The sequence below is a fragment of the Proteus sp. fly-1008 genome (assembly GCF_040140305.1).
GTDB lineage: Bacteria > Pseudomonadota > Gammaproteobacteria > Enterobacterales > Enterobacteriaceae > Proteus > Proteus vulgaris_B.
Genome location: NZ_JBEEWH010000001.1, coordinates 774,996 through 789,400, shown reverse-complemented (window position 1 = coordinate 789,400; position 14,405 = coordinate 774,996). Strand labels below are relative to the sequence as shown.

The window sequence follows — 14,405 nt, the reverse complement described above, 5'->3', positions numbered from 1 at the left end:
CCTTAACTTTTGCGTCAATTACTCGCTTTGGAATGAAGCCCCTGTGTTAGGGTATAACTCGGTAAGCGTGTTGGTTCACTTCCTTACTATGACATTGATTCAGTAATTGAATTAGATGATTAACGCAGAGGTTTATATGTCAATTCCAGCTATTGAAAGTGTTCTGGATAAAATGCAAATCCAGACTTTACAAGCATCCAATATTGCAAAACCCCAGCCAGTACAAGCAGGGTTTGCTACTCAGCTTGTTCAAGCCGTGGGTAAAATTAATGAAACTCGAATGAATGCAACCAACAAAGTGCAAGCGTTTACCTTAGGTACACCGGGTGTTGAATTAAACGATGTGATGGTAGATATGCAAAAATCTAGCATCTCATTACAAATGGGCGTGCAAGTGCGTAATAAGCTGGTCGCCGCTTATCAAGAAATTATGAGTATGCAGGTGTAGTGCCTTATCATTTGATAAAGGTGATTTTTCTTTTATATAGCTAATATATAGCTGTATAAGAAATACCTATTCAAAACAGAATGGGGCATCTCGCTCAACGTCATTGTATAGATGATATAAGCTTGCTCATTATGATAATGAGAGCCCCGATTTGTGTTGGCGTTTCATATTCAGAGATATTCATTTTCCATGAAATATGAATTTGAAACTTTATATCTAGCGCTAACGATAATATTTAAAGATTATCAAAGTGTTAGGTTATTAAAAGTTGCTTATAAAAATAGAATACTATTTAAAGTATCTTGCCTTTTTGGGAATTAACATAATGATTTCTTTTGAAGTAACAGGAACAACGATCAATTTACATTGGTCTGAATTTATAGATCTAAATAATATTGATTACAGCAAAAACCATGAGGTTATAAAAGAAATTCCTGAAGCATACGGTATCTATATTTTTTGGCGTCAATATGGTGATAAGCATGAATGTTTATATATAGGTAAGACAACAAACTTAAGATCTAGAATAAGAACGCAGTTAAATGCACGTGGGCTTATTGAGCATGTTAAAGGCGCTAAACGTGGGAAAAAAATTCTCTCCTATGCTGAGCTTGATATGCATGCTAATTGTTATGTGGATGATTATTTAGATAAGGTTGAGACATTTTTTATATCTGAAGCCTTATCTCAAGGGCATGATTTATATAATCAACAAAAAACTAAATTTTATGGTAACCCTATTATTAGCCATGGTGAAAATTATCCCAATATTTTTGAAGACACAATGTATATGCCAAATAAATAAAAATCATTGACAAATATAGGGATTAAATAACAAATCCATACTAGACCTTCCTCTTAGAGTAAGCCCTATCATCTTTTTAAACGTGATTTAAGGAGATGATTATGTGGGAACTTTTAAGAGATAATTGGTTTATTCTTATGTTATTACTTTGTCCGTTAATGCATCTCTTTATGCATAAACATCATGGTGAAAACAGTTCACATGATTGCTGTAAAAATAAAGATGAAACAGCGACAATAGACAAAAAGAAAACACATTTGGATGCTTAAATCGGTTACTTTATATTGCTATTGGGCTAAATAATTAGATTTAGCTCAATCCTATTTATTGAAAAATAGATTAACTTTCTGATTGAGCTGTACCTTGATGAAATCGTAGTTGCCAATCACCATGGGAATTTCTTATCCAAATAGATGAGTGGTAAGTTTGCTTTATTCTTTTGTTATCTTCTAATTGATAACTGATATAAGTTAACAGCACCACATCATCACTGAGTTGTGAACCTTGATAATTTTCTGAATAAACCTCTATATTGCTATTGTCGTTTATAAAGCTATTAACTGTGTCTGTTTTATTAACGCAAACACCAGAGCGACAAAGTTCTATAAACTCATTATGTAAAAGTTGAATAAGTACATTTGTATTTTTTCGATGGGTGCTTTTGTGACGTGTTTTTTCTTGTTGGATTATTTTTTATAAAGTTCGATTATGTTTATCTTTATTTCATTTGATGGTGAAATATACAGCATTGTGGGTTTTATTATCGTCAAAGGATCATATTATCTTAAACCACAAAAAATAAAATCAGCTCACATACAAATATGAATAGGTATGATAGTACTAAGGTTTTTATAACGTGATGAAAGAATAATGGGATTACTGGTTAAAGCACTGATAGGTGCATTTGTCGTGGTATTAATCGCTGTTTTATCGAAATCTCGCCATTATTATATTGCGGGACTAGTTCCATTATTTCCAACTTTCGCGCTTATTGCACACTATATTGTTGGTTCCGAACGCTCTATTGAAGCGTTACGTACCACCATTATTTTTAGTCTATGGGCGGTTATTCCTTATATGGTTTATCTAATTTCACTTTATGTGATGATTAACTATGTGAAATTATTTACAGCACTGGCTACGGCGGTGATCTGCTGGGTTATTGCTGCTTGGTTACTTATTCAACTATGGAATAAATTTCATGGATAGCGCATTTGTTCTTTCCTATTTATTCCCATGTTGAAAAATAAAAGTAGAGAGAATATGAGAAAATTACTACAACAAAAAATAATTCAAATATGTAATGACAAGATTTCAGCTAAAGGAGAGGGCGTGGGATTATCCTTTTATGCTTTTTTTACAAATAAAAATGACAACCCTGAATTATTAATGGAAGTCGCAACATGGTGGATAATGACGCATAAATTGGATCACTTTGAAAAAGCAGTAAAAATAAAAAAATTAGTACAATCAGAAATGGAATATCACGCCTGATTTTCCTGCAATACGGTTCATTTTTTTATAAAACAATTTTATTAAACTAAAAATTATTGATTATTATCACATTAAAGCGAGTCATAAACCGCTATGGTAATTACATGATTAATAACGTAAACGGTGATGATATGGAATATTGGTTTATTGCGTATAAAGTGCGTTCCAGAAATGGTGATACCTACGCCGGACATAAAATTGTAGAAACAGAAAGTGGGATCACACCCCATATTGCGTTAGATAAAGCATGTCAGGAAGTTGCTGAAGGGGCACAAGCTGATATTCCTGCGGTGAGAGTAGTTGCTTTTAATCGTTTATAAGACATTCTACCTAATAGAAAATCCTGCATTTTAGTTATGTGGGATTTTTTTTATTTAAATTTAAAGGCTGGTTATATAATGTACTTTTTTATAAGCCGATTTACTAATAGAAATAATAAAAAATAAGAGGTTCATTTATATTATTTAATTACATTGATCTGATAGAGTTTTTTCATTTCTTTTACTTAAATAAAATTCAATTATGTGATCTCGACTCTGCTAATTCATTTTTTATAATTGAATAAAAAAAGGCTTATGGGTAATGTGCTGGTGGGCTAAGGAATAGCTCAATACAAGGAAATAAAAATCATTAGTTTGATTTTTTGGTCATTATTAAAAGGAAATTTACACTATGACAGTATTAACCGTTTATTTATGTGGTACTGGCTCTAACTCATTTGATAATAATAACCCTACCTTCTGGCAAGGGGAATTAGTTGCCACTTTAGCGCAAAATAACCAAGGACGAGAGTTTGCACAGTGGTTTATTGTTGATGGCCCTGGTAGTGGTAATCTGCAAGAAGATGATTTATGGGTTGAAAGTCCTAATTACTCTGATATTAAAGGTTCTCTTTTTGGTAGTGGTTGGGAAGAAAACGTAAACCATGCGCTTTGTTTAATGAAAGGTAACTTTGATTGGCAACGTGAAAAATTGACAGAAGAGCAGTATAATCAGCTGAAAAAAGCCGGCATTCCTATTGAAGATGTTAAGGTAACAGGTTCTTTTTTATGGCGCAAATATGACTATGGCGATCGTCATGTCACTCAACAGCAACTCCAGCAACAAATTATTCGTATTTTTCGCAAAGATGGCATTATTCCAACACAAGTTAACTTAGTGGGTTGGAGTCGTGGTGGTATTACTTGCCATATGCTAGCAAATGCGATGTTGGCAGATCCTCAATTAAAAGATATTCCAGTCAATATCTTTGCTATTGATCCTGTTCCAGGTCCTCTGAATTTTCAACCTGAAAAAGTAACCTTAGGTAAAAACGTCAAAGAATATGTCGGATTTTATGCAAAAGATGAACGTTCAAAAGGATTTACATGTGTGATCCCAACGGTTTCATCTGAGACTAAAATGCATATCTTCCCTATATCAGGACGTCACGCTACATTGGTGGGTAATGCGTCTATTGATGGAAGTGAAGGTGAAAATGCATTATATGCACCAGGTTTAGTAGTACGCCATTTTGCAGAAATTTGTTTAACTCGCTGGGGTTGTGACTTAGCGAATAAATTAGCCTTAACGGATACACAAATTATGAGCTATCACACCGATATTGCTAATGATGCAGATAAATATACAGCAATGCGTCGTAAAACCTATTCTATCTATGAAAGCACAGGTAAAGATGAACGTAAGGTTTCATTAGGTAAAGAAGGTAAAGCATTCTCTGAGATCTTCGGCGTACAATATAATCCATCAGCAGGTTTAACTGCAGATTATTTATCAGATCAGCAACTCTATGACGTGATTAAATAAATTATTATTTATCAATTTATTATGATCTAATATGTCGCCCACATTAAGTGGGCGATTTCTATTTCAATCATGATCACATTATTTATCATTGTTTCTTACTAGGAAAATGATTGTTGATTTAATATACTTCCTTTCGAGAGCTAGCAGAATTTCATTAGACATAGACAGACTGTAGGAGGTTTCTATGCCTGAATTTACTGTTAGAGTTGAGTTATCCGATCCTGAAAATGCAGATTATGTGTTATTAACACAAAAGATGGAAAAAGAAGGATTTAAAAAAGAGATCCATGGTTTAAAAGGTAAATATATTCTGCCTCTTGCTGAGTTTAATTACCATACTGAAACTAAAGATCATAAAGAAGTTATCGAGTTGGCTTTTTCAATTGCAGAAAAAATAACCTTAAATCCAGCCATTTTAGTGACTGAAGTAAAAAACAGAGCTTGGAAAGGGTTAGAACGACTCTAAGATTATTTTTATAGAAATAGATAAGCAAAGTAATAAAGGCTCGAGGGGAGTCTGAACGTATTAAAATTAAAGGTTTTATTGCCTATTCTTCAGTATTGGATATCTATTCTTCTGCGTTTTTTACAATAAAAACGCACTATTCACATCACTATTTTACTCTTTATATTAAACAAATATCTTGTCGATGATATTGCAATTATCATTGATTGTTTTTTTATTACTTTAAATCACGGGATAAAGCGCATGAATTGGATTTTAAAATCATTTACACAACTAACGACTGATGAGCTGTATGCTATTTTAGCCTTAAGAAATCAGGTTTTTATTTGTGAACAGCAATGTGCTTATCAAGATCTGGATGGGGTAGATCAAAATGCCTTGCACCTGTTTACAAAAGAGGAAGAGAGCCAGCAATTTATCGCCTATGCACGCTTATTACCTCAAGGTATCGCGTTTAAAGAAGCCTCAATAGGGCGAGTGATTGTTGCTCAAAATCAGCGAGGGAATGGTATTGCTCATCAATTAATAAAAGAGGCAATTACAACTACGTGCCGTCAATTTAATACCCATACAATTAAAATAATGGCACAGGCTTATTTAGTGTCATTTTATCAATTACATGGTTTTGTTATTGATTCAAAAACGTATCTTGAAGATAACATTCCACATATTGATATGGTGTTAGTACAGTCTGTTTAATCGGTGTAATCAAAAAACAAATAATAAACAAGGTAAAGGTTGATCCTGACGTTACCGATAACAAATTAAGCTGAATAATAAGAGTGATTTTTTCTAAGTAAAGACGCCATTAGCTAATAAAACCGCTTTTGGCGCAGAGGAGAGTTATTTAAGATTGAGATCAGGATAATAACTATGTTCTGTAAACTGACCATAGCTATTTTGTACCCTCTGCTCTTGTTCAGTCTGTCTAATTAACACGCCGAGCTCATCTAGACGAGCTCGTAATAAATTTCGCGTCTCATTTTCGTTTTCTAAGATTTTCTTTAGCATATCTGTGAGGCGTTGTTGTAGTCTCAGCTCACCATCTGCAGGCTTTATCATCTTAGTGATATTCTCTACGCTTTTTAAATAATCCATTTCCATTTCTATCAGCTTGTCCCATTGCTGATCTTTGGCAAGCGTTAACATTTGCTCACTTGATTTTAAAACCTGCTCGTAAGCCACCATAATATCCATATTGTTGTCCACTCTAATTTAATAAGAATTAATCTGTGTGCCGATTTGTTGCCAAGCATCAGAAATTTCAGTTAAGAGCTTGATGACTTCATGAATTTTTTCTGGGTTATTTTTTAAGTTGGCATCGAGTAGCTGATTAACCATATAGTCATAAAGGAGCTCCAGATTCTCTGCAAGCTCGCCACCTTTTTCTTTATCCAGACCTTGTTTTAATCCATTACCAATAATATTAATCGCTTTAGAAATATTCTCGCCTTTACCAGCGATATTTCCTTGTTCCATTAATATTAAGGCACGGCGAAGGGCGCTAAGCGCCCCATTAAATAGGATCTGGATCAGCTGGTAAGGCGTGGCATTTAAAATCTCGCTTTCAACGTCGATTTGAGCATACATTTTACTGGCTGATTGTTGATACATAGTGTCCTACTTTTAAAAATTACATTAATAAACGGCCGATTGAGGCACTGGAGTTAGTCATGGAGTTGACCATTTTATCTAACTGTTGGAACTGGTTTTTATAACGTTCCATCGTGGCCGCAATATTACGTTCCGTGTTTTTAATTTGGCTATCTAATGTTTTCTTACGTTTTTTCACGCCATCAGTGGCGATATCTAACGTACCATCATTAGATTGTAGGGTTTTCTTTAGGTAATTATAGGTTTGAGTACCAAAACCTGTTTCTTTACCGTCACCCATAAAAAACTCTTTCACGTTAGCAGGTTTTTCTTTTAACGCTTCATCCAGTTTTTTACTATCAATATCTAAAGAGCCATCAACCTTAAATTTAATACCCATTTTATTCAGGGTATCTAGGTCTGATGTATTTTGTGAGCTTGTAACAAAACTCTTTAGTTCAGACATAATCATACGACTGGTGGTATCACCCAGTAATACACCATTATCTTTTGATGCTGCTTCGCCTTTCTCTACTTGGGTATATTTAGTTAGAGATTTATAAGTGCTGTTTAACTCGTTATAAGCCTCTGTCCAAGCTTGGATCGCTTTTTTCATTGGCTCAATATCACGAGCAACGTTTACAATTTCAGGCTTATCTGCTTTGTCTTTATTATCAAAGGTTGTTTTCTTTAGATTTAAAGTGATCCCTTCTGGTGCATCTTTAATCTCATTCGTCTGGCGCTCAATATCAATACCATTAATATTGACAATAGAGTTTTGAGCCTTAACAACCTGTGTCATTTTGGATGATTTATCAACCAAGTTAGAATCAGGATTGGATGGGTCCGACAGTTCAGTATTTTTAGGATCATAATTAAGGTATGAAGCGAGATCATCGTCACCAATTACCTCAATTTTCATTTCAGATTTTGTACCTTCTTTGCGAGAAGTTAGTGTTAAATAGTTTTCACCATCTTTCGCTTTAACAATACTTGCTGAAACATTACCTTCTTTTTTATTAATCGCATCACGTAATTCAAGAATAGACGTTTGATCATCGTTTAATTCAATACGTAATGGCTCTTTTTCACCTTCTTGTGTGATGATAAGAGTGCGCTTATTACCTTCACCTAATGTTTTACCTAATGATTTTTTAATATCATCGACAGGTTGTGTTTTCAAAGATTGTGACTTAGCTAATTGTTCAACAGAAATAGTGTAGTTACCCACACTGGCTTTGCCATCTGTAGTCACTTTAAAAGCATCAAATTCATCATCGACTTTTGTTGCAATAATTTCGTCGAATTTTTTTAAATTTTCTGACGCTTTTTGTAGCTTATCGAGCTGCCCACGAATTTTACCGTAAGCGGTAATTTGCGCTTCATAGCTTTTCATCTGTTTATCAAGGGGTTCAAGGCGTTTATTTTCCGCCGCCTCTAACTGTGCCAATGTTTGACTTAGAGGCATCCCTGAGCCTACGCCTAACGAAGTAATACCAGCCATACTGGTCTCCTTTCTGTGTTCGTAAAATAATCCTCAAAAAGCGTTATCGGTAGAATCGGCGAAAAGTTTACGTCTATTTGGTATTTTTGATGAGTGAAACAGGCTGACATATAGAAGCCTTTTATTGCCATTGGTGACCAAAGTCGAATTTAGAAGGGTAGAAAAAGGGTTGAGACGAAAATTGATAAAAATTTAATAAAAAAATAATAAATTAATTTCTTTGTTTATCATTGGCTTGACATTAATTCTATAAAAAAACGCAGAAATATTTGTAGGAAAAGTTAAAGGTTGTATGTGGGGTGCCGATAAACTTGTTGCCGGTGATTAACACCGAAAATGAATAGGCAAACTTTTATTTTATCGACTTGATTTTAAAGGAATCTAGCTATGGCACAAGTCATTAATACCAACTATCTATCTCTGGTAACTCAAAACAACCTGAACAAATCTCAGGGAGCTTTAGGAAGTGCAATCGAGCGTCTGTCTTCTGGTCTGCGTATCAACAGCGCTAAAGACGATGCAGCGGGTCAAGCGATTGCTAACCGTTTCACTTCAAACGTAAATGGTTTAACTCAAGCTTCACGTAATGCGAACGATGGTATCTCTATCGCTCAAACTACTGAAGGTGCTCTGAACGAAATCAACAACAACTTACAACGTATCCGTGAGTTAACAGTTCAAGCTAAAAACGGTACTAACTCTGCATCAGATATCACTTCAATCCAAAACGAAGTTAAAGAACGTTTAGATGAAATCACTCGTATTTCTGAACAAACTCAGTTCAACGGCGTTAAAGTACTGAGCGGTGAAAAAGCTGAGATGGTTATCCAAGTCGGTACTAACGATAACGAAACTATCAAATTTAACTTAGATAAAGTTGATAACGATACTTTAGGTGTTTCAACAGATAAACTGTTTGAAACAACTCCAGCAGGTACTGCGAAAGCTAAAGGTGATGCAGTTGCAGCCGCTGATATCGAAGCTGGTGCAGCATTTGACGGTATTAAATCTGCGACTAAATACGTAGAAGCAGGTGCTGAAGTTGCTGATAAATATGTAATCACTAAAGATGATGGTACAGAAGTTGTTGCTGGCTTGAAGGGTGATGGTGCTGGTAAAGTTGCAATTGATGGTGCTGAAGAAGCATTCAAAGCAACTGATGGTAAAGCTAAATTAGACGTTAAAGATGACGCTTTAGCAACATTAGACAAAGCTATCAACACAATTGATGAAAGCCGTTCTAAATTAGGTGCGATTCAAAACCGTTTCGAATCTACTATCAACAACCTGAACAACACTGTTAACAACTTATCTGCTTCACGTAGCCGTATCTTAGATGCTGACTACGCAACAGAAGTTTCTAACATGAGCCGTGGTCAAATTCTGCAACAAGCTGGTACTTCAGTACTTGCTCAAGCAAACCAAGTACCACAAACTGTTCTGTCTCTGTTACGTTAATTCGTACTCTGACACAAAAGATACCTTTCTATATCAAAGGCCCTCATCTGAGGGTCTTTTTTGTTTTTTATATTTAAACCCACTCTTTTTTAGTTTTATTTTTTCTTTCGATCATTTACTCTTTTTTTTTGCAATCAATTATTCCTTACAAATTAGCCAACTGGCTTTTATTGCTATTTTCGCGACGCCAAAAATCGTAAAACCCTCGATATTGATGACGATAGTGTTTAGGCAACGTTATTACAGAGACGTAATAACCAACCTATTCATTTAAAAATATTTTAAAATCAAGTCGAAGGAATATTTTATGGCACAAGTTATTAATACCAATGTACTGTCTCTAACAACTCAAAATAATTTAAACCGTTCTCAAAGTGCACTGGGTAACGCAATTCAACGTTTATCTTCTGGTTTACGCATTAATAGTGCAAAAGATGATGCAGCAGGTCAGGCAATTTCTAACCGTTTTACCGCTAATACCCGAGGTTTAACCCAAGCCGCACGTAATGCAAATGACGGTATTTCGATTGCACAAACGACAGAAGGTGCATTAAACGAAATCAACAATAACTTACAACGTATTCGTGAATTAACCGTTCAAGCAAAAAATGGTTCTAATTCAGAGTCAGACGTTAAATCTATTCAAGAAGAAGTTAAACAACGTACTGCTGAAATTAATCGTATCTCTGAACAGACCCAATTTAATGGTGTGAAAGTATTAAGTGGCGATAGTTCATTAGACTTACAAATTGGGGCAAATGATAAAGAACAAATTAGTGTTAATCTGAAAAAGATGGATGCCACTACTTTAGGGATTGATAAATTAGATTTGACCGCTAAACCAAGCAGTTTACATGGGAGTTCAACTACGACAGTTTCTGTCTCCGATGGCGATACTCCTCCTAAATATCAAGATGTTGATATCGATACAGCATCACTTAAAACAGGTTTAGCAGCAGGTGAATCTTTAGAAGGTGTTTACTATGCGTTGGATGCCAATGGTAAAGAAGATAAAACCCAATTGGCAATCGAAATAAAAGATAAAAATGGGGATGTTAAAACGTATAAAGCAACGCTGGATACAACGGGTGCTGTCGATACATCAACGCATAAATTTACAGTTGGTGGTAAAGTGGTTTTATCACAAGGCGCTGAAATTAAAGCATCTTCAACACCACCAACCATTAATGATGCACCGTTAAAAGGATTAGACGATGCATTAGCGCAAGTGGATAGCTTACGTAGCTCAATGGGGGCTGTTCAAAACCGTTTAGAATCGACTGTGAATAATCTAAACAATACTGTGACTAATTTAACTGCAGCAAACAGCCGTATTTTAGATGCCGATTATGCCACAGAAGTGTCTAATATGAGTAAAGGTCAAATCTTACAACAAGCCGGTACTTCGGTATTAGCGCAAGCAAACCAATTACCACAAAATGTATTATCACTATTAAGATAATAAAATAATAAAGAACAATTAGGCTGATTAATTTTTAGATAGAGGATCCAGATCCTTTGCTATTTAAAAGTTAATTCAGCCTATATTTTTAAATAGCGTATTTTTATTTTAGCTATTAATAAATGTAGAGTAATAACAATGGCACAAGTTATTAAAACAAATATCTTATCACTCACAACGCAAAATAATTTAAATCGTTCTCAAAGTGCATTGAGCAATGCCATTCAACGTTTATCTTCGGGTTTACGCATTAATAGTGCGAAAGATGATGCTGCAGGTCAGGCAATTTCAAACCGCTTTACCGCCAATACTCGAGGTTTAACCCAAGCCGTACGTAATGCGAATGACGGTATTTCGATTGTACAAACTGCCGAAGGCGGATTAAATGAAATTAATGACAACTTACAGCGTGTTCGTGAGTTAATCGTACAAGCAAAGAATGGTTCAAATTCCATTACAGATCTCAAATCGATCAAAGAAGAAATCAAACAACGTACTGCTGAAATTAATCGTATCTCTGAACAAACCCAATTTAATGGTGTTCATGTTTTGAATGATGATAATGAAATGACCATTCAGATAGGAACAAATGATAATGAAGTGATTAAATTTAAGTTAGATAAAATCAATAGTGATACTTTAGATATTGCAAACAATAAGTTATTAACAACATCAACAGTAAGAAAGGGTGAAACAAAAATAGGAGCAATTATTGATCCAAGCACACTCGGTATTAGCGGTATTACAGATTATAAAACAGGTTATTTAGTCGGTGAATATATTCTTGATGGTAAAGTGGTAAAAGATAAATATATTGCGGTATCAGGTAACCGATGGTACTTAGTGTCTGCGGGAGCTTTTGAAGCTGATGCAACAGATAAAACTAAACTTGTCATAAAAGCGAGTGCAATGGGTCCTGCTAATAACTTTACCCCTAGTGCAGGGCGTCTGGTTGAAGCTTTCAGTGTTAATGATGGTGCTCTTGCAGCGTTAGATTTTGCAATTAGTAAAGTAGATAACGCTCGTTCTGCATTAGGGGCTGTTCAAAATCGTTTAGATTCGGCGGTCAATAACCTGAATAATACGGTGACTCATTTAACGGCGGCTAACAGTCGTATTTTAGATGCCGATTATGCCATGGAAGTCTCTCATATGAGTAAAGGACAAATTTTGCAACAAGCGGGAACCTCGGTATTAGCGCAAGCAAACCAGTTACCTCAAAATGTATTATCACTGTTGCGTTAATCCTCTTCATCCTTCTGATAAAACAGATAAGTCATTCGATAATTTCCTGTGTGTTTTATCATCAATGTAATAGTTTTTTTAATTAATCATTTGTGAGTATTTCAACTCGCTATTAAGACGCTAAAATCGCATAAAAGAAAATGCTCTGATTTATATGTTATTTTTTTATGAACAGAATGCGTATTTGATGCGCTAATTTCTTTTAATGAGATAAATTATCAATTTAATTAACGGTTTTTCTAAGGATTAGCTGTGTATGTTTTAAGGTAAAGTAGTTCTCGTAATGCAATGACAAATTAATTTATCAATGAAAACCCAATTTTTGCCGAAAATTTGGCATAGGTGAAAAAGAGGCGCTTTTGTTTCACTGTTCAGCCGATTGCTAAATTTATTTCGCCAGATAATGGTTTCCGGTCTTTTATCCAAAGGTGTCTTTTGTTGTGAGTGATTTGTATACCGCCGAAGGCGTGATGGACAAAAATAGCCTCTGGGAGCGATATGTCCCGTTGGTTCGCCATGAAGCATTACGATTACAGGTCAAGTTACCTGCGAGTGTTGAATTGGATGATCTTTTGCAAGCGGGTGGGATTGGGTTATTAAACGCTGTTGAGCGTTATGACTCAATGCAAGGTGCTGCCTTTACCACTTATGCTGTTCAACGTATCCGTGGCTCTATGTTAGATGAGCTACGTAGTCGAGACTGGGCGCCACGTAGTGTGCGTCGCAATGCAAGAGAAGTGACTCATTCTATTCATCAATTAGAGCAGGATCTAGGACGACCCCCATTAGAACAGGAAGTTGCTGATCATTTGCAGATTGAATTAGCAGAATACCGGCAGATCCTATTGGATACAAATAACAGCCAATTGTTCTCTTATGACGAATGGCATGAAATTTACGGTGAAAGCTGTGAACCGTCTCAAGACGAAGATCATGATGACAATCCATTACAGATGTTATTAGAAAGTGATATTCGCCAAAGAGTCATAGACGCGATAGAATTGCTTCCCGAAAGGGAAAAAATGGTTCTTACTCTGTATTATCAGGAAGAACTTAATTTGAAAGAAATAGGCGCAGTGCTTAATGTCGGGGAATCCCGCGTAAGCCAGCTACACAGCCAAGCCATAAAAAGGCTGCGAGCACGCTTAAACCCAGAGAAATAGAAGTTTTGCTTATTTTTGTTTTTGTTTATTAAGACTACAACACAGGGCTTTATCTCTTATGTCTGTTTCAACACAAAAGAAACGGCCGCTAAGCCGTTACATTAAAGACTATAAACACAGCCAGACTCATTGTCTACATTGCCACAAGGCGCTTGATCGGATCTCTCTCGTATTCAATCGCCAAGTTATCAATAAAGAAGCCATTTCTGAAATGACGGATTTAATTGATGATGAAACGTGGGAAACGTTACAAGAGAAGTTTTCTGCGCTATGCCGTTTTTGTAGTGAGATTTACTGTAATAGTGAAACTGACTACTTTGACATTATGTCTTTTAAGCAGTATTTGTTTGAACAAACGGAGATGAGCCACAGTACTGTTCGTGAGTATGTGGTTCGTTTACGTCGGCTCGATGAATTACTGACTTCAACTAATTTTCCTCGTCAAGAATTTACGACAGAGAAAATTCAGTCAGACCTGAGTAAAAAGCTCACTCCCTCTGCATTTAGTAACTACAATATTGCGCTACGTAAGTACGAGCAATATCTCGATTGGTGTCAAGAGCCACCATCGATGAATAGCAGTCACTAATTGCGCTCAAGAGAGACCTTAAAAGGAGTAGCCTAGCCTACTCCTTTTTCTTTTGACTTAATTCAAGTTCCTTTCTGTTTCTTCTTACTTAATCTCTTTGTTGTTTTTCAATTTCTTTATTTATCGATGATTAAATACAATATTGTGTTTATAAATGCCATTAACATGACATTTGTAAGTAAAAAAAAAACGCCCCGGAGGGCGTAACTTTTAAGGTATACATAACGATATAATTCAATCAACTTCTAGGTTTTGGTTGACTTGGCGACAAGTATATTTACTAATTCAATAGTCGGCGATGGATAAATATAAAAAGAGTGAGAATAGTCACAGCATTAAGATAAATATCTATCTGGGCTATTTTTTATAAGC

At 35.4% G+C, this 14,405-nt stretch carries 18 protein-coding genes; 14 read left to right on the top strand and 4 right to left on the bottom strand.

Annotated elements, in window-relative coordinates:
• Positions 1 to 136 precede the first annotated feature (136 nt).
• The 3 genes from fliE to ABN256_RS03645 all read left to right on the top strand — a co-directional run bounded on the left by fliE (position 137) and on the right by ABN256_RS03645 (position 1,522).
• Positions 137 to 448, top strand: a complete 312-nt coding sequence (gene fliE, locus ABN256_RS03655; protein WP_072068509.1) for a flagellar hook-basal body complex protein FliE — start codon at positions 137 to 139, stop codon at positions 446 to 448.
• 325 nt (positions 449 to 773) lie between these two features.
• Entirely contained in the window at positions 774 to 1,253 is a 480-nt protein-coding gene (locus tag ABN256_RS03650) for a GIY-YIG nuclease family protein (protein ID WP_196553706.1), read from the top strand.
• Between the two features lie 101 nt (positions 1,254 to 1,354).
• A complete protein-coding gene (locus ABN256_RS03645; RefSeq protein WP_196553705.1) occupies positions 1,355 to 1,522 on the top strand; it encodes a DUF2933 domain-containing protein in 168 nt (55 codons plus the stop codon).
• Between the two features lie 70 nt (positions 1,523 to 1,592).
• Here ABN256_RS03645 and ABN256_RS19180 read toward each other — a convergent pair whose 3' ends face one another.
• Complete coding sequence (locus tag ABN256_RS19180) at positions 1,593 to 1,940, bottom strand: nuclear transport factor 2 family protein (RefSeq protein ID WP_502929686.1); 348 nt, start codon at positions 1,938 to 1,940, stop codon at positions 1,593 to 1,595.
• Positions 1,941 to 2,123: 183 nt separating this feature from the next.
• On the opposite strand from ABN256_RS19180, the gene ABN256_RS03640 reads away from it, so the two are divergent.
• The 6 genes from ABN256_RS03640 to ABN256_RS03615 all read left to right on the top strand — a co-directional run bounded on the left by ABN256_RS03640 (position 2,124) and on the right by ABN256_RS03615 (position 5,718).
• Positions 2,124 to 2,462 carry a GlpM family protein gene (locus ABN256_RS03640; protein ID WP_072068506.1) on the top strand — a complete coding sequence of 113 codons (339 nt, stop codon included), beginning with the start codon at positions 2,124 to 2,126 and terminating at the stop codon, positions 2,460 to 2,462.
• Between the two features lie 54 nt (positions 2,463 to 2,516).
• Positions 2,517 to 2,747, top strand: coding sequence for a DUF6500 family protein (locus ABN256_RS03635; protein ID WP_196553703.1), 231 nt, complete (start codon positions 2,517 to 2,519; stop codon positions 2,745 to 2,747).
• A 104-nt stretch (positions 2,748 to 2,851) separates the two neighbouring features.
• Positions 2,852 to 3,067 carry a hypothetical protein gene (locus tag ABN256_RS03630; protein ID WP_006533140.1) on the top strand — a complete coding sequence of 72 codons (216 nt, stop codon included), beginning with the start codon at positions 2,852 to 2,854 and terminating at the stop codon, positions 3,065 to 3,067.
• 352 nt (positions 3,068 to 3,419) lie between these two features.
• Positions 3,420 to 4,553 (top strand): hypothetical protein, encoded by a 1,134-nt coding sequence (locus ABN256_RS03625; RefSeq protein ID WP_196553702.1) that lies wholly within the window; start codon positions 3,420 to 3,422, stop codon positions 4,551 to 4,553.
• A 184-nt stretch (positions 4,554 to 4,737) separates the two neighbouring features.
• The gene (locus ABN256_RS03620) at positions 4,738 to 5,019 is read left to right on the top strand and encodes a hypothetical protein (protein ID WP_196553701.1); all 282 of its coding nucleotides are present in this window, start codon (positions 4,738 to 4,740) and stop codon (positions 5,017 to 5,019) included.
• 243 nt (positions 5,020 to 5,262) lie between these two features.
• Positions 5,263 to 5,718, top strand: coding sequence for a GNAT family N-acetyltransferase (locus ABN256_RS03615; protein WP_196553700.1), 456 nt, complete (start codon positions 5,263 to 5,265; stop codon positions 5,716 to 5,718).
• A gap of 144 nt (positions 5,719 to 5,862) precedes the next feature.
• Here the strand turns inward: ABN256_RS03615 and fliT are convergent, their stop codons facing one another.
• From fliT to fliD, 3 genes are read right to left on the bottom strand one after another with little or no spacing between them, the layout of a single operon-like run.
• Positions 5,863 to 6,216: a flagellar protein FliT gene (gene fliT, locus ABN256_RS03610; protein WP_072068502.1), complete on the bottom strand. Its 354-nt coding sequence runs from the start codon at positions 6,214 to 6,216 to the stop codon at positions 5,863 to 5,865.
• A gap of 18 nt (positions 6,217 to 6,234) precedes the next feature.
• A complete protein-coding gene (gene fliS / locus ABN256_RS03605) occupies positions 6,235 to 6,633 on the bottom strand; it encodes a flagellar export chaperone FliS (protein WP_023581844.1) in 399 nt (132 codons plus the stop codon).
• Between the two features lie 19 nt (positions 6,634 to 6,652).
• On the bottom strand, positions 6,653 to 8,116 hold the full coding sequence (gene fliD / locus ABN256_RS03600; protein WP_196553699.1) for a flagellar filament capping protein FliD: 1,464 nt from the start codon (positions 8,114 to 8,116) through the stop codon (positions 6,653 to 6,655).
• A gap of 387 nt (positions 8,117 to 8,503) precedes the next feature.
• On the opposite strand from fliD, the gene ABN256_RS03595 reads away from it, so the two are divergent.
• The 5 genes from ABN256_RS03595 to fliZ all read left to right on the top strand — a co-directional run bounded on the left by ABN256_RS03595 (position 8,504) and on the right by fliZ (position 14,033).
• Positions 8,504 to 9,574 (top strand): FliC/FljB family flagellin, encoded by a 1,071-nt coding sequence (locus ABN256_RS03595; RefSeq protein WP_196553698.1) that lies wholly within the window; start codon positions 8,504 to 8,506, stop codon positions 9,572 to 9,574.
• A 307-nt stretch (positions 9,575 to 9,881) separates the two neighbouring features.
• Positions 9,882 to 11,036: a FliC/FljB family flagellin gene (locus tag ABN256_RS03590; protein WP_349439138.1), complete on the top strand. Its 1,155-nt coding sequence runs from the start codon at positions 9,882 to 9,884 to the stop codon at positions 11,034 to 11,036.
• Positions 11,037 to 11,174: 138 nt separating this feature from the next.
• Positions 11,175 to 12,281, top strand: a complete 1,107-nt coding sequence (locus ABN256_RS03585) for a FliC/FljB family flagellin (protein WP_349439136.1) — start codon at positions 11,175 to 11,177, stop codon at positions 12,279 to 12,281.
• A 440-nt stretch (positions 12,282 to 12,721) separates the two neighbouring features.
• Positions 12,722 to 13,444 carry an RNA polymerase sigma factor FliA gene (locus ABN256_RS03580; protein WP_036912728.1) on the top strand — a complete coding sequence of 241 codons (723 nt, stop codon included), beginning with the start codon at positions 12,722 to 12,724 and terminating at the stop codon, positions 13,442 to 13,444.
• Positions 13,445 to 13,502: 58 nt separating this feature from the next.
• Positions 13,503 to 14,033: a flagella biosynthesis regulatory protein FliZ gene (gene fliZ, locus ABN256_RS03575; RefSeq protein ID WP_006533125.1), complete on the top strand. Its 531-nt coding sequence runs from the start codon at positions 13,503 to 13,505 to the stop codon at positions 14,031 to 14,033.
• Positions 14,034 to 14,405: the final 372 nt, after the last annotated feature.